Source organism: Sulfitobacter sp. 1A12157, assembly GCF_043557345.1.
Classification (GTDB): Bacteria; Pseudomonadota; Alphaproteobacteria; order Rhodobacterales; family Rhodobacteraceae; genus Sulfitobacter.
This window is the reverse complement of the sequence record NZ_JBIFFV010000008.1, coordinates 58,016-77,436: the sequence shown is the minus strand read 5'-3', so window position 1 is coordinate 77,436 and position 19,421 is coordinate 58,016. Positions and strand designations below refer to the sequence as shown.

The 19,421-nt window shown below is 65.1% G+C and carries 16 protein-coding genes; 10 read left to right on the top strand and 6 right to left on the bottom strand.

The window, feature by feature from the left end; genetic code table 11:
• Positions 1-96: 96 nt before the first annotated feature.
• A complete protein-coding gene (locus ACGYLC_RS13970; protein ID WP_394423401.1) occupies positions 97-2,697 on the bottom strand; it encodes a chromosome segregation protein SMC in 2,601 nt (866 codons plus the stop codon).
• Positions 2,694-3,824 (bottom strand): exonuclease SbcCD subunit D, encoded by a 1,131-nt coding sequence (locus ACGYLC_RS13965; RefSeq protein ID WP_394423400.1) that lies wholly within the window; start codon positions 3,822-3,824, stop codon positions 2,694-2,696. Before ACGYLC_RS13965 ends, ACGYLC_RS13970 begins: the two co-directional genes overlap by 4 nt.
• A 375-nt stretch (positions 3,825-4,199) precedes the next feature.
• Here ACGYLC_RS13965 and ACGYLC_RS13960 point away from each other — a divergent pair, with 375 nt between their 5' ends.
• Both ACGYLC_RS13960 and dusA read left to right on the top strand, forming a co-directional pair.
• Positions 4,200-7,079 (top strand): response regulator, encoded by a 2,880-nt coding sequence (locus ACGYLC_RS13960; RefSeq protein ID WP_394423399.1) that lies wholly within the window; start codon positions 4,200-4,202, stop codon positions 7,077-7,079.
• Positions 7,080-7,195: 116 nt separating this feature from the next.
• Complete coding sequence (gene dusA, locus ACGYLC_RS13955; RefSeq protein WP_394423398.1) at positions 7,196-8,221, top strand: tRNA dihydrouridine(20/20a) synthase DusA; 1,026 nt, start codon at positions 7,196-7,198, stop codon at positions 8,219-8,221.
• Between the two features lie 2 nt (positions 8,222-8,223).
• Here dusA and ACGYLC_RS13950 read toward each other — a convergent pair whose 3' ends face one another.
• Positions 8,224-9,411: a multidrug effflux MFS transporter gene (locus ACGYLC_RS13950; protein ID WP_394423397.1), complete on the bottom strand. Its 1,188-nt coding sequence runs from the start codon at positions 9,409-9,411 to the stop codon at positions 8,224-8,226.
• A 184-nt stretch (positions 9,412-9,595) separates the two neighbouring features.
• Between ACGYLC_RS13950 and ACGYLC_RS13945 the strand changes: the two genes are divergently transcribed.
• The gene (locus ACGYLC_RS13945) at positions 9,596-10,417 is read left to right on the top strand and encodes a sulfite exporter TauE/SafE family protein (protein ID WP_394423396.1); all 822 of its coding nucleotides are present in this window, start codon (positions 9,596-9,598) and stop codon (positions 10,415-10,417) included.
• Positions 10,418-10,568: 151 nt separating this feature from the next.
• Positions 10,569-10,823, top strand: a complete 255-nt coding sequence (locus ACGYLC_RS13940; protein ID WP_394423395.1) for a hypothetical protein — start codon at positions 10,569-10,571, stop codon at positions 10,821-10,823.
• A 7-nt stretch (positions 10,824-10,830) separates the two neighbouring features.
• Here ACGYLC_RS13940 and ACGYLC_RS13935 read toward each other — a convergent pair whose 3' ends face one another.
• The 3 genes from ACGYLC_RS13935 to ccmI are packed head-to-tail and all read right to left on the bottom strand — an operon-like array spanning position 10,831 to position 12,768.
• The gene (locus ACGYLC_RS13935) at positions 10,831-11,073 is read right to left on the bottom strand and encodes a DUF1289 domain-containing protein (RefSeq protein WP_394423394.1); all 243 of its coding nucleotides are present in this window, start codon (positions 11,071-11,073) and stop codon (positions 10,831-10,833) included.
• Complete coding sequence (ruvX, locus tag ACGYLC_RS13930; protein ID WP_067264722.1) at positions 11,066-11,539, bottom strand: Holliday junction resolvase RuvX; 474 nt, start codon at positions 11,537-11,539, stop codon at positions 11,066-11,068. Before ruvX ends, ACGYLC_RS13935 begins: the two co-directional genes overlap by 8 nt.
• Positions 11,536-12,768, bottom strand: a complete 1,233-nt coding sequence (gene ccmI / locus ACGYLC_RS13925) for a c-type cytochrome biogenesis protein CcmI (RefSeq protein ID WP_394423393.1) — start codon at positions 12,766-12,768, stop codon at positions 11,536-11,538. The genes ruvX and ccmI overlap by 4 nt, the downstream gene beginning before the upstream one ends.
• A 196-nt stretch (positions 12,769-12,964) precedes the next feature.
• On the opposite strand from ccmI, the gene ACGYLC_RS13920 reads away from it, so the two are divergent.
• The 6 genes from ACGYLC_RS13920 to ACGYLC_RS13895 all read left to right on the top strand — a co-directional run bounded on the left by ACGYLC_RS13920 (position 12,965) and on the right by ACGYLC_RS13895 (position 19,403).
• Positions 12,965-14,209: a sarcosine oxidase subunit beta family protein gene (locus ACGYLC_RS13920; protein WP_322329468.1), complete on the top strand. Its 1,245-nt coding sequence runs from the start codon at positions 12,965-12,967 to the stop codon at positions 14,207-14,209.
• 103 nt (positions 14,210-14,312) lie between these two features.
• Positions 14,313-14,591, top strand: a complete 279-nt coding sequence (locus ACGYLC_RS13915; RefSeq protein ID WP_394423392.1) for a hypothetical protein — start codon at positions 14,313-14,315, stop codon at positions 14,589-14,591.
• 108 nt (positions 14,592-14,699) lie between these two features.
• Positions 14,700-15,029, top strand: a complete 330-nt coding sequence (locus ACGYLC_RS13910; RefSeq protein ID WP_394423391.1) for a sarcosine oxidase subunit delta — start codon at positions 14,700-14,702, stop codon at positions 15,027-15,029.
• A gap of 63 nt (positions 15,030-15,092) precedes the next feature.
• Positions 15,093-18,110 carry a sarcosine oxidase subunit alpha family protein gene (locus ACGYLC_RS13905; RefSeq protein WP_394423390.1) on the top strand — a complete coding sequence of 1,006 codons (3,018 nt, stop codon included), beginning with the start codon at positions 15,093-15,095 and terminating at the stop codon, positions 18,108-18,110.
• Positions 18,103-18,681: a sarcosine oxidase subunit gamma gene (locus tag ACGYLC_RS13900; RefSeq protein ID WP_394423389.1), complete on the top strand. Its 579-nt coding sequence runs from the start codon at positions 18,103-18,105 to the stop codon at positions 18,679-18,681. Before ACGYLC_RS13905 ends, ACGYLC_RS13900 begins: the two co-directional genes overlap by 8 nt.
• 122 nt (positions 18,682-18,803) lie before the next feature.
• The gene (locus tag ACGYLC_RS13895) at positions 18,804-19,403 is read left to right on the top strand and encodes a superoxide dismutase (RefSeq protein WP_067266441.1); all 600 of its coding nucleotides are present in this window, start codon (positions 18,804-18,806) and stop codon (positions 19,401-19,403) included.
• The last annotated feature ends 18 nt before the right edge of the window (positions 19,404-19,421 follow it).

The following is a 19,421-nucleotide window of genomic DNA, read 5'->3' as shown; positions in this document are numbered from 1 at the left end:
CTTCCCCCCGAATGCCCTGCGCATCGCCCATGCTAGGGGGCCAACGCAGAACGGGGGGAAAAGTTCATTCGCGCATACTGCCCCCGGTGCATGGGGTCAGGGGGTCACTGCCTGCAACCGCAAAGCCTGTCCGCCAAGGGCGCGAAAGGCGCGTTGGCGGCAGGTTAGGACGATGATCTGCATATCCCCCGCCTGCCGGTGCAGCGCGTCGAACATCCGCTCGATCCGGTCGTCATCGGTAAAGACCAGCGCGTCGTCCAAGATCACCGGCGCGATACGCCCCGCGCGGGCCAGCATCCGCGCAAAGGCCAGCCGCACCAGCAGGGCCACCTGTTCCTGCGTGCCGCCCGAAAGCACCTCGATCGGCTCTTCCCGGCCCTCGCGGATCAGCGCATGGGGCAAAAGCGATTCCTCACCCCATGTCAGTTCCGCATCGGGCCAAAGCAGTTGCAGCAGCGGTTTGAGTTCCTTGACGATGGGGGTGAAATAGCGCTCGCGCGCCTCGTTCCTGGCCTGTTGCAAGGCCTCTTGCAGCCGGGTCAGCACCGCGACCTCATGGGCGATGCGGGCAAGGGCCGCTTCGGCGGCTTGCAACTGGTCTTCGGTCTCGGCCAGCCGTTCCTCCACCGCATCGCCCGAGGCGCGGGTGATGCGTTCGCTCAGCCGGGCGAGCAGGGGGTGCAGGCGGGCGATCTCTTCTCGGGCCTGCGTCTCGACCGATTCCGCGCGGGTGAGCGCGGCCTGAAGGCTGGCCGCATCCGGCGCGTCCTTGGCCTTCTCGGCATAGGCGAGGCGGGCAGCCTCCAGCGCGGCGGCAGTGGTGACGGTTTGGGCGGCGAGGTTCTCTTCGGTGGCATCGCCCAGCTTCGCCTGCCGCGCCTCGGCGCGCTGCAACCGGTCGGTGAGCGAGGCAAGCTGCGCCTCCTTGCCCGCGGCATCGGCCTTGGCATCGGCCAACGCCTCGGCGGCGGTCTCGCGCGCGATGCGGCAGCGTTCATGTGCGGCCTGCGCCGTTTGCAGCGCGTCTTCGGCCTGCGCCAGATCGGGCGCGCCCGAGACCTCTTCCGGCGCAGGAATGGCGGCGAGCGCTTGGTGCAGCGCGTCGATCCCATCGGGGGCGAGGCTGGCGAGCACGGCTTTCGCCTCTCCCTGCCGCGCGGCGGCCTCGACCCGCGCCGCCCCGGCGGCACGGGCCTGCATCAAATCCGCCGCGCCGATCTCGTCAAGGGCGGTCTGCAACCGGGCCGCGGCGGCGTCGACCGAGCCATCCTCACCGCCCCCCGCGCCGGGCTCGACTTCCAATTCGCCAATTCCGTCGATCTTCAGGATGGTGCGGCGGGGCAGGGGCAGGGGGGTGCCATCGGCCAAGGGGCCATCATCGCCGTGGATGGCGCCCGATTGATTGGGGGCGTAGCGGACCGTCACCTGCGGGGCCGCGGCATCGCGGGCGGCGCGGCTGGCAGAGAGTTCGGCGGATAGCCGTTCCAACCGTTGCAGCGCCGGGGCGTCCGGGCCGGATTTGGCAGCGGCACTGGCGGTCTCCATCCGGCGGCGGGCATCTTCGGCTTCTTTGATGCGCGCTTCGAGCGCATGGCGTCGGTCAGCACCATCGCGCGCGGCACGGGCGCGGAGCGCGTGACGGTGGTCATCCTCGGCTTTTTTCAGCGCCGTTCGGGCAGCGTCGGCGGCGGCCTCTGCGGCCTCCAACGTGGCGCGGCGGTCTGACAGGGCGGCGCGGGCCGCCTCCGCCGCTTGGCGGGCTGCGGCTTCGGCGCGGCGGGCGGCCTTTTGCTCGGCCTCTCCGGCGCGGTAGCTGTCGAGGCGCGAAGTGGCGCTTTCGGCATTGAGGCGGGCCAGTTCCACGGCCCGGTCCAGCGCCTCCATCTCTTCTGCGTGGCGGGTCGCGGCGGCATGGGCGGCGCGGGCGGCCTCAAGCTTTTCGCGGCGTTCGGCGACCACCTCGGGCGCTTCAAGCTCGGCCAAGGCGCGCCGCGCGCGCTGGCGTTCGGCCAAAGCGTCCTGCAACTCGCGTGCGGTGGCGGCCAGTTGATCGCGCGTGGCCGTCAGCGTCTCGACCTGATCCTGCGCCTCTTTCCACGGCCCGCCGGTGCGTGGGCGTCCGGTACTGGTGGCGTATTGGGCCAGCTCTTCGCGGCATTGCGCCAGCGCCTTGTCCATGCGCCGCCCGCCGGTCATCGCCTCAACCTCGGCCCCGACCGAGGTCATCAGATCGCGCCGCGCCTCCAGCGCCAGTTTCTCTTCCTTGGTCGTGCCGCCGGTCAGCGCGGTCATCCCCTGCCGCACCCAGATCAACCCCGAGGGGCCACCCGCATCGCCGCCCAATAGCTGCGCGATCCAGGCTTCGGCCTCATCCGCCTGCGCGATCAACTTGCCGTCGCGCTGCACGGTGGCGAGGGGCTTTTGAAACCAGCGTTTGTGCAGAACGAAATGGCCCGCCTCGGTCTCGACCTCGATGGTGACCTCGGGCGCGCCGCCCGCATGGGGGCGCAGGGCCGAAACCTCTTTGTCGCGCGAACCGAAGGGTTTGAAAAACAGCGCCTGTATCGCGTCGAAGAGGGTGGATTTGCCGTGTTCATTTGGCTCGCTCAGCACGTTGATCCCATCGCCAATTCCGGTGACCTGCGCGGGGTCGGTGAAACGGCGCACGTTGTTGAGGGTGATGGCGCGGATTTTCATGTTTTGGCCCCCTGCACATAGGCGTGCAACCGGGCCAGCGCGTCGGCGGCCACGTCTCGGTCGGATTGAGGAAGGCTGTCGGACTGAGCTTCACTCACCAAGATGTCCGCCGCCATGCGCAGCGCGCCGCCGCGGTCGATCTCATCGAGGTCCGCGGTCTCATATTGCGTGCCCAAGCTGTCGGTCAGCAGTTCGAAATGGGCGAAATCGGGGGCGCAGGCCTGGGCCGCGCGGTCAAGCGCTGCGTGATCGGGAAGGCGCGCCCAGCCCCCCGCCTTGACGCGCAAAAGGTGGTCCCGGCGCCCTGTGGCGGGTAAAAGCGCTTGCAAAGCCGCCGCGACATCTTGCCGGGGGTGCAGCGTGACCTCGGCCTCCGACCACAGGAAACTGCCGATCTCGACCTCTGCGACCTTGGGCCGCGCGCCGGGGCCTGCGAGTTCGACCGCAAGGCAGACGCCACGGCGCCCGTGTTTGAAACGGTCCTGCTCGGGCGTGCCGCAGTAGTGCACCCGGTCCGAGACGGCCATCCGCCCGTGCCAATCGCCAAGGGCGAGGTAGTCGAGCCGCGCGCGCTGGTCCCTATCCGGCGCAATGGCCTCTCCGCTGTCGGTGAAATCGGTCACCCCGCCATGGGCAAGGCCGATGCGCAGATGGCCTTCGGGGCTTTGCATCCGGTCCAGCGGGGCGCTTAAATCACTGGCGCCCGCGCGAAAGGCGACGGGGCAGGGCAAGAGGCTGACACCCTCGGCCATTTCGACCGGGGCGGCCTTGGCAAGGGCGCGCAGATTGGGGGGCGCATCGCGGGCGATCGTCTCCCACAGGGGTTCGGCATCGCGCAGGTTGTCGTGATTGCCGGGCAGGAGCCACCATGTCACCTCTGCCGCCTCGCCCATGGCGCCGAGCGCCTGCCGCAGCACGCTGGCCGAGGGCGTGGCGGTGTCGAATGTATCGCCCGCCAAAAGAACATGCGCCGCCCCGTGATCCCGCGCGGCTTGGGCCAGTTTGGCAATGGCGCCATGCCGCGCTTCCATCAGACGCCCGCGGATGTTGCCATCGGGCGCTTGCGGAATATTCGCGAATTTGCGCCCGATATGCAGGTCAGACGCGTGGATGAAGCGGAATGTCATGCGGGGGTCCTGAATGGCTTTGGTAAGGGCGGGGGTGAAATGGGCAAAGGGCAATGGTCAATCGGCTGCGCGGCCAGCCGGGCCAGCCCATCGCTGCCACTCCATTCATCGCAAACTCAGCGCGGAGTGCAAGGCCATGCAAAATATGCGCGAAATTCTGGCGTTCGGCAGATTGCGCGCTAACTATGCCCGAAACGCGTTTGAAACGCAGCGGCGCCATTGCCCAAAACCGACAGTTCCAAGATAGGATGACATGTAGACCCGCATTCGAAATCCGCCCCGGCGTGGCGGGCACCGCTTGTCAGCCGCGGGCACCGTCCTTGCGCCCTTCGGCCTGCCGATCAGCACTTTTCATTGAATAGAAGACCCCCAAAGATGAATCACGACTTTGAAAGAATCCTCCAAGCCGCGCCGTCCCCCTTCGTGTTGTTGGACAGTGCGCTTCGGGTCGTCTGGGCCAACGACGCCTATCTGCAGGTGACGGACCGCAAGATGGAGGGGCTTATTGGGAAAAACCTCTTCGAAGAGTTCCCCTCGGACCCTGAAAGCGAGTCGGGGCGGATGTTGCGGGCGTCTTTTGAGCGGGTGTTTCGCGACGGCACCACCGATCACCTGCCGGTCATTCCCTATCCGATCGACACCGCCGATGGGACAACCGAAGACCGCTATTGGAGTGCGACCCATACGCCGATCTTGGACCCCGAGGGTGAGGTCGAGTTCGTTTTGCAGCACACGCAGGACATCACCGAGATTTACACCGCCGAAACGACGGTTGACGAGGGGCCAATCCCGGCCCAAGCCGCCGTGCTGCGCCGCGCCCATGAGGTGACCCAGCAGAATCTTGAGCTTGATACCGGGATCAATCTTTTCAAAATGATCTTCGAACAGGCGCCGAACTTCATGGTCACCCTCATGGGGCCGAACCACGTCTTCCGCACGGTCAACGCCGCCTATATGCAGCTGGTGGGCCAACGGGATCTTATCGGCAAGCCCGTCCGCGAAGCCCTGCCCGAGATCGCAGGCCAGGGCTTTTTCGAAATGCTGGACGAAGTCTATCGGACCGGAGAGGCCGTCAGTGAACAGGGGGCCGAGGCCTGGGTGCGCCGCCGCGCCGATGGTCCGGCGGAACGTGTCGTGGTGGATTTCGTTTTCCAACCGCTCGACAACGTGCGGGGCGAGACGATTGGGATCGTGATCCAAGGCAATGACGTGACCGCCCATAAGCTTGCCGAAACCCGGCTGCGCGAGGCCGAGGAGCGGTTCCGCACCATGGCTCATACCATGCCGGTCCATGTCTGGACCGCCACCGCCGATGGGCAGCTCGATTGGATCAGCGATCAGGTCTATGCCTTTGCGGGGGTGGAACCGGGCAGTTTGGTGGGCGACGCTTGGCCGACGATCATTCACCCCGATGACCGCGCCGAGACGATTGCGGCTTGGGCCCATGCGGTGGAGACCGGAACGGTCTATGCGACCGAGTTTCGCCTGCGGCGGGCCGATGGAGCCTATTGCTGGCATCTGGTGCGCGCCGCGCCGATCCGGGATGACCGAGGCGCCTTGATGCGTTGGGTCGGCACCAATTCCGACATTCACGAGCAGAAAGAACTGTCGCGCCAGTTGGCCGATCTCAACACGACGTTGGAAGAGCGTGTCGAGAAACGCAACCGCGAGTTGGAAGAGCTGCATGACCGATTGGCGCAGAGCCAGCGGGTCGAGGCGGTGGGCAATCTCGCCGGTGGCATCGCGCATGACTTCAACAACCTGTTGCAGGTGATGACGGGCAGCCTGACCATGGCCGCGCGTGAGATCGCCGCGGATTCGCCCGCAAGGCTGCGGCTCGATGCGGCGATGCGCGCGGTAGAGCGCGGTGCGTCGCTCTCTTCGCAACTGCTTGCCTTCAGCCGCCGCCAGCCGCTGCAGCCCCGCTCGATCGACCTACGCGATCTGCTGCGGGATATCGACGACATCATGCGCAGCGCCTTGGGCGAGGGGATGGCGGTCGAGATCGACACGCCCGAGGCCCTATGGCCCGCCTATGCCGATGCCGCGAGCACCCAAAACGCGGTGCTGAACCTCGTGATCAATTCGCGCGACGCGATGGAGGGGCGCGGCAAGCTGAAGATCGCGGTCGAAAACCGGCATATCGGGCCCAAGGAACTGCTTGGTGAGCCCGACATGGTGGCGGGCGATTACGTCGAAGTCAAAGTCATCGACCACGGGCCGGGCATCCCGGCCGAGACGCTGGCCAAGGTCTTTGACCCCTTCTTTACCACCAAACCCGTGGGCAAGGGCACCGGGCTGGGCCTCTCCACCGTCTATGGCTTTGCGCGGCAATCAGGCGGGCGGGTGACCATCGCCAGCCGCCCCGGCGCAGGCACGACGGTGACGCTGCTGCTGCCACGGGCCGAGACGGAGGCGGAGCCTTTGCAGTGGCATGACCCCTCCGAGATCGTGGGCGGGACTGAGACGCTTTTGCTGGTCGAAGACGACGCCGAGGTGCGCGATGCCACCGCCGCTTTGCTGACCGATTTGGGCTATAGCGTGCGCACCGCGGAACACCCCACGGCAGCGCTCAAGGCGGCGCGGCAAGCGCCTGAATTCGACCTCGTGATATCGGACGTGGTCATGCCTGGCGAACTCAGCAGCCGCGACATGGCCGAAACCCTTCAGGCCGAGCGGCCCGATCTGCCGATCCTTTTCATCTCGGGCTATTCGCGCGATGCGATTGTGCGCGATGGCCGGGTCGACGCCGGGGTGCAGTTCCTTGCCAAACCCTTCACCAAAGACGCCTTGGCGATCAAGGTGCGCGAAGCGCTCTCCTCGGCCCCTGCCGCCACGACCAAGACCGAGACCCCGCCACAAGAGCATTCCGCGCGGCCCCGTCACGTGCTGCTGTGCGAAGACGACGCGCTGATCCGGCTTGATCTGGCGGATATCCTCAGCGGGCTTGGGACCGAAGTCACGGAAACCGCATCGGGGCAGGAAACCTTGGACAGGCTGCAAACCGGGGCGTATGACGCGCTGCTGATCGACGTGGGCCTGCCGGATATTTCGGGCGAAGAGGTCGCCATCCGGGTCCGGGCTGAACATCCCGATATGCCTATCATCTTTGCCACTGGCCAAGCGGAAGTCCCCGCCGCCGAAGCACTGGGCCGCTGCGCCGTGGTTCAAAAACCCTTCGGCGACCGCGACCTCGAACGGGCCTTCACGCGGTTGGGCATTCTGGCGCAGACGGAAACGGCGACAGCGATGTAACGCGGCGCGCCCGCCCCCGCGACATCCCGCGCGGGGGCGGATGCGGCATAAGAACAGCTTGCGCCACCCCCGTAAAGCCGTGCAGAAGGCCGTGACCCAAAGACGGAGCCTGCCGCATGCGCGACCAAAAACTCACCCACGCCGAGGTTTACCGCGCCGCGCGTCTCTCGGTGGCACCCATGATGGACTGGACCGACCGCCACTGCCGCTACCTCCACCGGCTGCTCAGCCGCGAGACCCTGCTTTATACCGAGATGGTCACCGCCCCCGCCTTGGTGCGCGGCGGCGCGCTGCATCTGCTGGATCACGACCCTGCCGAACATCCCGTTGCATTGCAATTGGGCGGGTCCGACCCGCAGGAGTTGGCGCAGGCGGCGCGGTTGGGGGCCGCGGCGGGCTACGATGAGATCAACCTCAATTGCGGCTGCCCCTCTGACCGGGTGCAGTCGGGCGCGTTCGGGGCCGTCTTGATGCAGCAGCCGGGGCTGGTGGCCGAATGCGTCGACGCGATGCGCGCGGCCTGCGATGTCGAGGTGACGGTGAAATGCCGCATCGGGGTGGACGAGCAGAACCCCGAAGAGATCCTCCCCGAGTTCCTGTCGCGGATCGTGGCGGCGGGCTGCACCCGTGTGACGATCCATGCGCGCAAGGCGTGGTTGCAGGGGCTAAGCCCCAAGGAAAACCGCGATATTCCGCCGCTGGATTATGACCTCGTCCATCGGATGAAGGGGCTGTTCCCGAACCTGCATATCTCGGTCAATGGTGGGATCACCTCGCTCGATCAGGCCGAAGCCTTTCTCGATGCGGGGCTCGATGGCGTTATGGTGGGGCGCAGCGCTTATCACGCGCCTGCGGATATCCTCGCCACGGCAGACCGGCGCATCTATGGGCAGGGCAGCGACAACAGTGCTGAGGCGGCGGTGCAGGGGATGTTGCCCTATATCGAGGCGCATTTGGCGGACGGAGGGCGGCTCGGGCAGATCACCCGGCATATGCTGGGGCTTTTCGCCGGGCGGCCCGGTGTGCGGCAGTGGCGGCGTATCCTCTCCGAAGGGGCACATAAGCCCGGCGCGGGCCCGGAACTGGTCGAGGCTGCTTTGGCCGAAGTCGCCGCGGCGCAGGATGTGGCCGCGGCGGGGTAGGGTCAGACGCTGGGCTCTGCCACTGGGCGGGGCCGCAGCAGCGCCGATGTGAGCAGGGCCGCCACCAGACCGCAGGCCGCGATGGCCCCCAGCATGGGCGTGACGCTGCCGTCGAAAAACGGCCCGGCCAGCGCGATGGAAAGGCCCCCGGCCACCATCTGCAGGGTGCCGCCCAAGGACGAGGCCAGTCCCGCGATATCGCCGTGGTCGTCCAGCGCCACGACCATCACCGTCGGCACCACTACGCCGAGGCAGGCATTGGCGCAGAACAGCCCCGCCATTACCAGATAGAGGCCCGGATCGGTTGTGAGCGCGATGATAAAGATTGCGGCAGAGAAGAAGACAAAGCCCGCCACCCCGCGCCGCACGAGGCTGCGCATGCCCCAGCGTTCCCCCAGCCATCCCGCCAGTTGCGAAGCCGAGAAAAAGCCAACCGCATTGACCGCGAAAGCCAGCGAGAACCCGGTCGGCCCCAGCCCGTATTGCCCGGTATAGACAAAGGGCGCGAAGGCGATGAAGACAAAGAAAGACCCCATGGCGAAGCCGCCGATAAAGGTCAGCCCCATGAAGATCGGATCGTTCAGCAGCACTTTCGCCCCGCGCCAGAGGCTGCGCGGATTGATCCGAACGCGGCGTTTGACGGGCAGCGTTTCGGGCTGGACGAATGCGGTAAGGGCCAGCGCGGCAACCGCCAGCACGCCGAGGGCTATGAAAATCGCGCGCCAATCTGCCAAGGCCAGAACCGCGCTGCCGGCCAGCGGGGCCAGCATCGGCGAGATCGAGATCACCAGCATCAACATCGCCATCAAGCGCGTCGCCTGTGTCCCGGTATATTGATCGCGGATGATCGCGCGGGGCACCACCATCAGCACCGCGCCGCCCAGCCCTTGCAGCGCGCGCCAGCCGGTCAGCGCCGCCATCGACGGGGCGAAGGCCGCCCCGAAAGAGGCGATCAGAAACAGCGCGAGCCCGACCATGATCGGCAGCTTGCGCCCCGCCTGATCGGCCCAAGGGCCATAGAAAAGCTGCCCCAGTCCGAAGGCGATGAAATAGGCGGTGATTGTCCCCTGAACCGCCGTCTCAGAGGCGCCATAGCTGGCGGCGATGGCGGGCATGGCAGGCAGATACATGTCGATGGCGAAGGGGCCGACCAGCCCCAGCAACCCGAGAATGAGCGCTGAACGTAGCACGAGATGTCCTTTCGGATGGAATGGCCGGGGCCATATGGGGCAGGCGGCAAACGGTCGGTGCGCTTGGGGCCCACGGTTGCGGGCAACCTAACCGGCCTTGGCCAAAGTGCAACCCCGGCGTTATCGCCTTGAACCCTCTGCGCGAAACGGCTTGATAGAGCCAAAGACAGCCGGGGAGGGGCCCATGCCAGAATTGAACGATCTATTGCCGATGCTGGTGCTGCTCGCCCTGATCGGCGGTTTTGCCGGAATTCTGGCGGGGCTTTTGGGTGTCGGCGGGGGGATCGTCTTGGTCCCGGCGTTCTTTTATGTGCTGCAATCGCTGGGCTATGGCGGGCCGCAGTTGATGCAGATTTGCCTTGCGACCTCTTTGGCGACGATCATCGTCACCTCTGCGCGTTCGGTTCATGCCCATAACAAAAAGGGCGCGGTGGATTGGGAAATTCTGCGCACTTGGGCGCCGGGGATCATGCTGGGGGCCATTCTGGGCGTGTTGCTGGTGTCGCAACTGCGGACACAAACACTACAGGTGATCTTTGGCGGGCTGGCGCTTTGCGTGGGCCTCTACCATGGCTTCGGGCGCAGCGAGTGGCGTTTGGGGGAGACCATGCCGCACGGCCTTAAACGCGCGCTCCTGTCGCCGATGGTGGGCTTTCTGTCGGTGCTCATGGGGATCGGCGGCGGCAGCTTTGGCGTACCGCTGATGACATTGCACGGGCGGCCGATTCACAAGGCCGTGGCCACGGCGGCGGGCTTTGGCCTTTTGATCGCTGTGCCTTCGGTGATTGCCTTTCTCTTTGTCGACATCGGCCAGAACCGCCCGCCGCTGACCCTTGGCGCGGTCAACCTTGCGGCCTTTGGGATCGTCGTGGCGATGACAGTGATTACCGCGCCCTGGGGCGTGCGGCTGGCCCATGCGATGGACCCCAAGCCGCTGCGGAGGGTCTTTGCCGTCTTCCTCGTGCTGGTGGCGCTGAACATGCTGAGAAAGGCGCTTTGGGGCTGAGGCGTCCCGTTTTTGACCTTACTCCTGCCGGAATGCGGCTCTTTTTGCCCAATTTCGGACAATGTTCACTAAATTGCCGTAATCTCGACACAAACTGCGGGCTAAATGCCATAACAAACGCAGAATCATCCGAACCAAGGGACGTGACGAGATGCGCCGAAGCGGGACCAAAGCGATCATCCTCAAAGGGCAGGGCAGCGACCTCGCCTATTGGAGACCTGCGCGCCGGGGCCGCCGGGCGTTTCGTTTCGATGGGATGTTCACCCGTGAGACCTGCCTGACCTTCGCCCGTGCCTCTGTGCCTGCCGCCAACTACAACGCGGCCCCGATGGGGCATCAGGACGCGAGCAATGGCGAAGCGGCTCTTATTTTCCTGAACCAGATCGTCCAGCGCCGCGGCGCCTGAGGCCGCGCTAGTCGCGCCGTCGGGCCAACTTTGCCGCGCGGCCCCCGCGCCGTTTCGCATGGGCGCTTTCGCGTGCGGGCAGTTCCGCCATGATGGCGCGGCGTTCCTCGGCGCTCATCGCGGACCAGCGGCCAATCTCGTCGATCGACCGCAGACAGCCGGTGCAAAGACGGCTTTCGGGATGCACCACGCAGATGTTGATGCAGGGGCTTTCGACCTCATCACGTTGCCAGACCCTTTTCTTAGTCACGGCGCATCACCTGCAAACGATCCAGAAGCCCCTGAAGGATATAGCCCGCCGCCACATGGTCAATCACCTCGGCGCGGCGTTTGCGTGTGGTATCGGCCTCGAGCAGCGCGCGTTCGGCGGCCACGGTCGACAGGCGTTCGTCCCAATAGGTGATCGGCAGCGGGCTGAGCCGGTCGAAGTTGCGCGCAAAGGCGCGGGTCGACTGGCAGCGCGGCCCCTCGGTGCCATCCATATTGCGCGGCAGCCCCAGAACAAGCCCGCCGATGCGACGCTCCGCGATGATCTCGGTCAGGCGGGCGGCATCGACGCCGAACTTCTTGCGGCGCACGGTTTCCAGCGGGGTGGCGACGGATTGGAAACTGTCGCTCACCGCCACGCCGATGGTTTTCTCGCCCAAGTCCAGCCCGATCAGCGCCTGCATCGGGGGCAGGGCGGCGATGAAATCTGCGGTTTCGTCGTAAATCATCCTGCCACCCCTGCACGTTCCCCGGCGCTGCGGATCATGTCCAGCGCCGCATTATCGCCCGAGAAGACCTCAAGCGCATTGTCATAGACCGCCCGGGCCTGATCGGTATCGCCCAAGACCCCCAGCGAGGTGATCAGCCGCGCCCAGTCCTGCGGCGGGCCGCCTTCGCTGGCCAGACGGTCCGACAGGCCCGCAACCATGCCGCCGATCATCTCCATCCGGTCATCCGCGCTCATCTCCGAGGCGGCTTCGATGTCTTCGGCCGAAGGGCCGCGCGCGGGCGTGCCGCTGCCAATCTGCGGCAACTCGTAATTCACCCCGGCTAGGGCGGCCACTTGGGCGATTTGCGCGCGGATCGGCTCGATCCACGGGGCATCGGCAGGCCCGCGCCGCAGCAGTGCATCCCAGATGCGAAAGCCCACATCGGGCCGTCCGGTCTGCACCATCATCAGGCCGAGGTAATAGCGCGCCCGGCCATCCTGCTCATCGCGGTTCAACACTTCGCGCAGGGCGGTTTCCGCCTCGGGAGAGACATAACCGCCCGCTGCCAGCACCAAGAGTTCGGCATAATCGGCGATGTCCTTGGCCGTGCGGTCAGCCCCTTTGAGACGCAACACATCGGCCTGCGCGTCGGCGGCAGCGGCGAAATTGCCGATGCGGGCTTCGTTCTGCGCCAGAAGGGTTTGCCCTTGCAGGTCTTCGGGCCGGTCTTTGACCGTGGCACGCAGCTGCTGCATCAGGGCGAGGTAATCGGCGCTCAGCCCGTCGGTGGCAGGGCTGGCAGGCAGGCTCTCCACCGCGCTTTGCTGGCTGGGACGGTTGCGGCGCATATCCTCGGCAAAGGCGATGCGGTCGGCGAGGGCAAGATCGCCATAGCCGGGCTGGCCCAGATGCCAATAGAGCGCCAAAGACCCGGCGCCCAAGGCCACGACCCCGGCGATCAGCACCGCGGGCGCGGGGCGGGTGGCGTTTTGCGGCCCCCTGTCGCGGGCGGCGGCATCGGCGGCAAGGATGCGGCGCGAAATCTCGGTCCGGATGCGGGCGGCGTCGGCCTCGGGGACGATCCCGCGCGCCACATCGCGCTCAACCTCATCCAATTGGTCGCGGTACACCTTGAGATCATAGTCCGCCTGAGCGGGCAGGGGCGTATCCGCGCCGCGCCAAGCGGCCCGCGCCAAAAGACCGCCCACGACAAGCGCCATCGCGCCAGAGAGAAACCAGAATATCATGGCCTCTACCTAACCTTTGACCGGCCCCGACAAAAGCCCGCAAATGCCGCGTGCCCTGCGGCATTTTTCACCAATCGCGCCGCATGTCGCAAAACCGCGTCCAAATGCCGTGGTGGTCATTTCGCATATCTGCGCCTAGGCTCAGAACTGAGCACAGCCGCCCGCGCGGCCCGAATCCTTGCCGGGAAGTGACGTGATGAAGAAATACTCCGTTTTCGCAGTGGCCCGAGAGGCGATGCGCCATCATACGGGATGGACCCGCGCATGGCGCGATGCGCAGCCGAAAAAGCGCTATGACGTGATCATCGTGGGCGCGGGCGGCCATGGGCTGGCGACGGCCTATTATCTGGGCAAGAACTTCGGCATCACCAATGTCGCGGTGCTGGAGAAAGGCTGGCTCGGCGGCGGCAACACCGGGCGCAACACGACGATCATCCGCTCGAACTACCTGCAAGACCCCTCGGCTGCGATCTACGAAAAGGCGCGCAGTCTTTACGAGACGATGAGCCAAGACCTGAACTACAACGTCATGTTTAGCCCCCGTGGTGTCATCATGCTGGCGCAGACCGAACATGAGGTGCGCGGCTACAAACGCACGGCCCACGCCAACGCCCTGCAAGGCGTGCAGACCGAGTTTATCGGCCCGGATCGGGTCAAACAACTGGTGCCGATCATCAACATCGACGGGCCGCGCTACCCGGTGCTGGGGGGGCTTTGGCAAGCCCGCGGCGGCACCGCGCGGCACGATGCGGTGGCTTGGGGCTATGCGCGGGCTTGCTCGGATATGGGCATGGACATCATCCAGAAATGCGAGGTTACCGGCGTGCGCCAGACGGGCGGCAAGGTCACCGGCGTCAGCACCACCCGCGGCGATATCGACTGCGACAAGCTGGGCATCGTCGTGGCGGGGCATTCGGGGCAGCTGGCGAATATGGCGGGCTTTCGTCTGCCGATCGAAAGCGTGGCCTTGCAGGCGCTGGTCTCAGAACCGGTCAAACCCTGTATGGATGTCGTCGTCATGGCCAATACGGTGCACGGCTATATGAGCCAGTCCGACAAGGGCGAGATGGTCATCGGCGGGGGCACGGACGGGCATAACAATTACACCCAACGCGGCAGCTTTCACCATATTGAAGAGACGGTGCGCGCGCTGGTCGAAACCTTTCCGATGATCTCGCGGCTCAAGATGCTGCGGCAATGGGGCGGCATCGTGGATGTCACCGGCGACCGCTCTCCGATCCTCAGCAAAACCCCGGTGGAGGGGGTCTTTATCAATGGTGGCTGGGGCACGGGCGGCTTCAAGGCGATCCCCGGCTCGGGCTGGGGCTTCGCCGAATTGATGGCCAAGGGACATTCGCCGCTAACCGATGCCTTCGGGCTGGAGCGGTTCGCCGAAGGCCGCTTCATCGACGAATCCGTAGCCGCCGGGGTGGCCCATTGATGTTGCGGATCGGCCACAAGTCGCTGCCTCGTTGTATTGCGCGGAACGAATTCACCCGCGCCGGAGTTGCCCGTTCAGACATTGGAAATAACGGAGCTGAACAATGGCAACCCCGGATCACAACCGCACCGATCACGTCGATCACACCAACACCACCACGACCACGACCACGACGGATCGTGGCGGCAACAGCGGCCTTGCCTTTATCGTCGGCGCGGTTGTGGTTGTCGTGGCCCTGCTGGCCTACTTCCTCTTTGCAGGCGGCGACATCGACGGCGCGAATGACGTCAACGTCAACATCGAAGGCGCTGCCGAAAGCACAGGCGATGCCATCGAAGGCACGGCGGATGCCGTGGACGAGGCCGCAACCCCGACCGAGTAAACTAACCACGGCCACGCGCTTTGCGTTGCCCTTGCACGATCCACGCCGCTCCGCGCTTTTGCGCCGGGGCGGCGTTTTGCCGTTCTCTCCCCGCGCAGGAGCCTGCCCATGTTGATCCTTACCTGTCCATGCTGCCATGTCACCGCCGAAGAGACAGAGTTTCACAGCGGCGGGGAGGCGCATTTGAAACGCATTGGCCCCGGCGGGTCCGAAGAGGATTTCGAGCGCTATCTCTTCATGCGCGAGAACCCCAAGGGCGTGCATCTTGAACGGTGGCGGCATGTCTATGGCTGCGGCAAGTGGTTCCATATGGCCCGCGATACCGCCACGCTCGAAGTCTTTGGCAGCTATCCCGCGCAGACCCTCGTCCCGCCGGATCACATCCTTGAGGCGATCCGCAAACGCCATCCCGAGTGGCAGTGGCAGCGCGCCAGCTAGCCCCGCCCCTGTTCGTCCCGCCCCGGCATTTACCCCCATCCTCAGCCCCCAAGGTTTTCCACGATGAGCACAAGACTGGCCACAGGCGGCCGCCTGCTGAACAAAAGCAAACCGCTGAGCTTTACCTTCAACGGCAAGCAGATGCGCGGCTATGAGGGGGACACGCTGGCCTCGGCGCTGTTGGCCAATGATCAGGTGCTGGTCGGGCGTTCGTTCAAATACCACCGTCCGCGCGGCATCGTGACCTCCGGCCCGGAAGAGCCCAACGGTCTGGTCGGTCTCGGCCAAGAGGGGCGGTTCGAGCCCAATGCCCGCGTCACCACGACCGAGCTTTACGAAGGGCTCGCGGCGGAAAGCCAGAACCACTGGCCGAGCCTTGAGTTCGACGTGGGCGCGATCAACAAACACCTCAGCCGTTTTCTGCCCGCGGGTTTTTACTACAAAATGTTCATGCACCCGCGCCCGCTGTGGAAGCATCTCTATGAGCCGATCATCCGCCATTCTGCCGGTCTGGGCAAAGCGCCGAAGGCAGCGGATGCCGACACCTATGAACATTTCCACGCCTTCTGCGACGTGCTGGTCGTTGGTGGCGGTGTCGCGGGGCTTCAGGCCGCTTTGTCTGCGGGCCGAAGCGGCGTGCGTGTCATCGTGATGGAGCAGTCGGCCCATTGGGGCGGGCGGGCGCCGGTTGACGGTGGCACAGTGGACGGTGCGCCGGTGGCGGACTGGATCGCGCAAACCCTCGACCGGCTGCGCGGGCTGGAGAATGTGGAGCTGCGCGACCGAACCATGGGGGCAGGGGTTTACGATCACGGCTACGTGCTGGGCTATGAACGGCTGCGGGATCATGCCCCCGAGAGCGCAGGTCCGCGCCATCGGCTTTGGCGCGTGCGGGCGGCCCATGTGATCACCGCGACCGGCGCGATCGAGCGGCCGCTTAGCTTTGCGGGCAATGACGTGCCGGGCGTGATGCTCGCCTCGGCCATGCGCGACTATGTGGCGAATTACGGGGTCTCACCGGGCGATCGTACCGTGGTGGTGACAAATAACGACAACGCCTATCTCACGGCGATTGCGTTGAAACAGGCGGGGCTAGAGGTGCCCGCCGTGCTGGATGCCCGCGTCTTGCCGCAAGACAGTGAATTGGTCGCTCTGGCCCGCGCGCTTGGCATTCGGGTGGTGATGGGCCATGCGGTCTCCTCGGTTCAGGGGGGCAAGCGGGTGACCGGTGTGGCCGTCTGTTCGCAGGCGGGCGAAGGGGCCGTCTTGGAAGAGATCGACTGCGATGCGGTGGCGATGTCGGGCGGATGGTCGCCCGTGGTGCATCTGTGGTCCCATTGCGGCGGCAAACTGACGTGGGACGGGGCGAAAGCCTGTTTCCGCCCCGATCAGGACCACCCGCCCACCGGGGCAGACGGCCATGGTTTCGTGACGCCCGCGGGGGCTGCGGCCGGGGTCTTTGCCCTCGACGACGTGTTGCATGACGCCCATGCTGCTGCCGATGGGGTGGCGACATCGCTCGGCTTCAAATTGCCGCGCGACCTGACCGCACCAACGGCGGCCCGGCGCGAGGAAGCGCCGATGATGCCGGTCTGGCAGATGCCGCAGGGCGCCAGCGTCAAACTGCGCGAAAAGACGTTTCTCGACTACCAGAACGACGTGAAGGTTTCGGACGTGCGGCTGGCGGCGCAAGAGGGCTTTGTTTCTGTCGAACACGCCAAACGCTATACCACGCTCGGCATGGCGACGGATCAGGGGAAGCTGAGCAATATCAACGGGCTGGCCACGCTCGCCGGGGCGCTGGATGCGGAGATCCCCAGCGTCGGCACCACCACTTTCCGCCCGCCGTACCACCCAATTTCGATGGGCGCGATTGCGGGGGCGGCGCGGGGCGATACCTTCCAGCCGATCCGCCGCACTCCGCTGCATGACTGGCACGCGGCCAACGGCGCGATCTGGGAACCGGTCGGCCAATGGCGGCGGCCCTATGCCTATGAGCGAGACGGCGAAAGCACCCATGACGCCGTGATGCGCGAGGTGACGAACACACGCCAGAACCTCGGCCTGCTGGATGCCTCGACCCTGGGCAAGCTGATCGTGCGCGGCCCGGATGCGGCGCGGTTCCTCGACATGATGTACACCAATATGATGTCGACGCTGAAACCCGCCAAATGCCGCTATGGGCTGATGTGCAACGAAAACGGTTTCCTGATCGACGATGGTGTGGTGGCGCGTCTGGATGACCAGACCTTCCTCTGCCACACGACCACCGGCGGCGCGGACAGCATCCATGCCCATATGGAGGAATGGCTCCAGACCGAGTGGTGGGACTGGAAAGTGCATGTGGTCAACGCCACCGAACATTACGCGCAAGTGGCCGTGGTCGGCCCCAATGCGCGCAAATGTCTGGAGAAACTCGGCGGGATGGACCTCAGCCGCGAGGCGCTTGGCTTCATGGAGTGGACCGAGGGCACATTGGGCGGCTTCAAGGTCCGGGTCTTCCGCATCTCTTTCTCGGGTGAGCTGAGCTATGAGATCGCGGTCGAAGCCGGGCAGGGGCAGGCCTTCTGGGACGCGCTGCTGATCGCCGGGCATGATCTGGGTGTGATGCCCTATGGCACGGAATGTCTGCACATCCTGCGCGCCGAAAAGGGCTTCATCATGATCGGGGATGAGACCGACGGTACGGTGATCCCGCAAGACCTTGGCCTGAACTGGGCGATCTCGAAAAAGAAGGACGACTACCTCGGCAAACGCGCGCAACAGCGTAGCCATATGCAGGATCCCAGCCGCTGGAAACTCGTGGGCCTTGAGACGACAGATGGCAGTACCCTGCCGGATGGGGCCTATGCGCTTGGCGAAGGGGAGAATGAGAACGGCCAGAAGGTAGTGCAGGGGCGGGTGACCTCCTCCTATCACTCGCCGACGCTGGACCGGGGCATCGCCATGGGGCTGGTGCTGCACGGACCGGACCGGATGGGCGAGGTGCTGACCTTTCCCGGCACCGATGGCAAGACCTATGAGGCGCGGATCGTCGATCCGGTGTTTTATGATCCCAAGGGGGAGAAACAGAATGTCTGAACCCGTAAGCGCATTGAAGAACGCCCGCTATGACGCTGGTATCGCTATGATTTCCGAAGTGTCACCCTCGGGCATGATTGCAATTCGCGGCGACCTTGATGCGCCCTATCTGCGCAAGGTGACCAAGAAACTTACCGGGGTAGAGCGCCCCGAACGCGGGCAATGCCGCTTCGCCGGGGAAGCCGGGGTGGCTTGGATGTCGCCCGACGAATTGCTGCTCTTCTGCCGTCACCCGCAGGTGCCCGAGGTGCTGGCGCGGCTGAACGCGGCCTTCGAGGATACCCATACCACCGCCATGGATGTCTCTGGCGCGCGGGCGGCGTTTCATGTCGAAGGCCCGCATGCGCGAGAGGTGTTAGCCAAGCTCGCCCCCGTCGACCTCGCCCCCGATCAATTCACCCCCGGCATGTTCCGCCGCACGCGGATGGGGCAGGTGCCCGCCGCCTTCTGGCTGCGTGACGATGGCACCTTCGAGGTGATCTGCTTTCGCTCAGTCGCGCAGTATATGTTTGACCAACTTTGCGTAGCCGCCCAGCCCGGCAGCGCGGTCGGCCATTTCCGAACGGCCTAAGTCGGGAGAAAAACTGACTATTTCACTCGGAACGGATGTGATTTGCAGACGTTGACCTTGACGTTGCCGCTTGATCCCCATCAAGTGGCCACAGCGAAATTTCCAAACGAGGAGGCCCAGAAATGGCTTTTGAACTTCCCGATCTCCCCTATGCCCACGACGCGCTTGCATCCAAAGGCATGTCCAAGGAAACGCTGGAATACCACCACGACAAGCACCACAACGCCTATGTCACCAACGGCAACAAGGCGATTGAGGGCACCGAGTGGGAGGGCAAGACCCTCGAAGAGATCATCAAGGGCACCTACGACCCGAACGCCGTGGCCCAGTCCGGCATCTTCAACAACATCTCCCAGCTGTGGAACCACAACCAGTTCTGGGAAATGATGAGCCCCGAAGACAACAAGATGCCCGGTGAGCTGGAAAAGGCCATCACCGAGAGCTTTGGCTCCGTCGACAAGTTCAAGGACGAGTTCAAGGCCGCAGGCGCAGGCCAGTTCGGTTCCGGCTGGGCGTGGCTAGTGAAAGACAAGGACGGCAGCCTGAAGGTCACCAAGACCGAGAACGGCGTGAACCCGCTTTGCTTTGACCAAACCGCGCTGCTTGGCTGTGACGTGTGGGAGCACTCCTACTACATCGACTTCCGCAACGCGCGCCCCGACTACCTGTCGAACTTCCTCGACAACCTTGTGAACTGGGACAACGTTGCCTCGCGCCTGTAATCAAGCGGCGACGTGTTC

Excerpts from the sequence above, each read along its gene's own strand:
- ACGYLC_RS13970 (WP_394423401.1), bottom strand. The coding sequence starts at position 2,697 with ATGAAAATCCGCGCCATCACCCTCAACAACGTGCGCCGTTTCACCGAC.
- ACGYLC_RS13965 (WP_394423400.1), bottom strand. The coding sequence starts at position 3,824 with ATGACATTCCGCTTCATCCACGCGTCTGACCTGCATATCGGGCGCAAA.
- ACGYLC_RS13960 (WP_394423399.1), top strand. The coding sequence starts at position 4,200 with ATGAATCACGACTTTGAAAGAATCCTCCAAGCCGCGCCGTCCCCCTTC.
- dusA (WP_394423398.1), top strand. The coding sequence starts at position 7,196 with ATGCGCGACCAAAAACTCACCCACGCCGAGGTTTACCGCGCCGCGCGT.
- ACGYLC_RS13945 (WP_394423396.1), top strand. The coding sequence starts at position 9,596 with ATGCCAGAATTGAACGATCTATTGCCGATGCTGGTGCTGCTCGCCCTG.
- ACGYLC_RS13940 (WP_394423395.1), top strand. The coding sequence starts at position 10,569 with ATGCGCCGAAGCGGGACCAAAGCGATCATCCTCAAAGGGCAGGGCAGC.
- ruvX (WP_067264722.1), bottom strand. The coding sequence starts at position 11,539 with ATGATTTACGACGAAACCGCAGATTTCATCGCCGCCCTGCCCCCGATG.
- ccmI (WP_394423393.1), bottom strand. The coding sequence starts at position 12,768 with ATGATATTCTGGTTTCTCTCTGGCGCGATGGCGCTTGTCGTGGGCGGT.
- ACGYLC_RS13920 (WP_322329468.1), top strand. The coding sequence starts at position 12,965 with ATGAAGAAATACTCCGTTTTCGCAGTGGCCCGAGAGGCGATGCGCCAT.
- ACGYLC_RS13915 (WP_394423392.1), top strand. The coding sequence starts at position 14,313 with ATGGCAACCCCGGATCACAACCGCACCGATCACGTCGATCACACCAAC.
- ACGYLC_RS13910 (WP_394423391.1), top strand. The coding sequence starts at position 14,700 with ATGTTGATCCTTACCTGTCCATGCTGCCATGTCACCGCCGAAGAGACA.
- ACGYLC_RS13905 (WP_394423390.1), top strand. The coding sequence starts at position 15,093 with ATGAGCACAAGACTGGCCACAGGCGGCCGCCTGCTGAACAAAAGCAAA.
- ACGYLC_RS13900 (WP_394423389.1), top strand. The coding sequence starts at position 18,103 with ATGTCTGAACCCGTAAGCGCATTGAAGAACGCCCGCTATGACGCTGGT.
- ACGYLC_RS13895 (WP_067266441.1), top strand. The coding sequence starts at position 18,804 with ATGGCTTTTGAACTTCCCGATCTCCCCTATGCCCACGACGCGCTTGCA.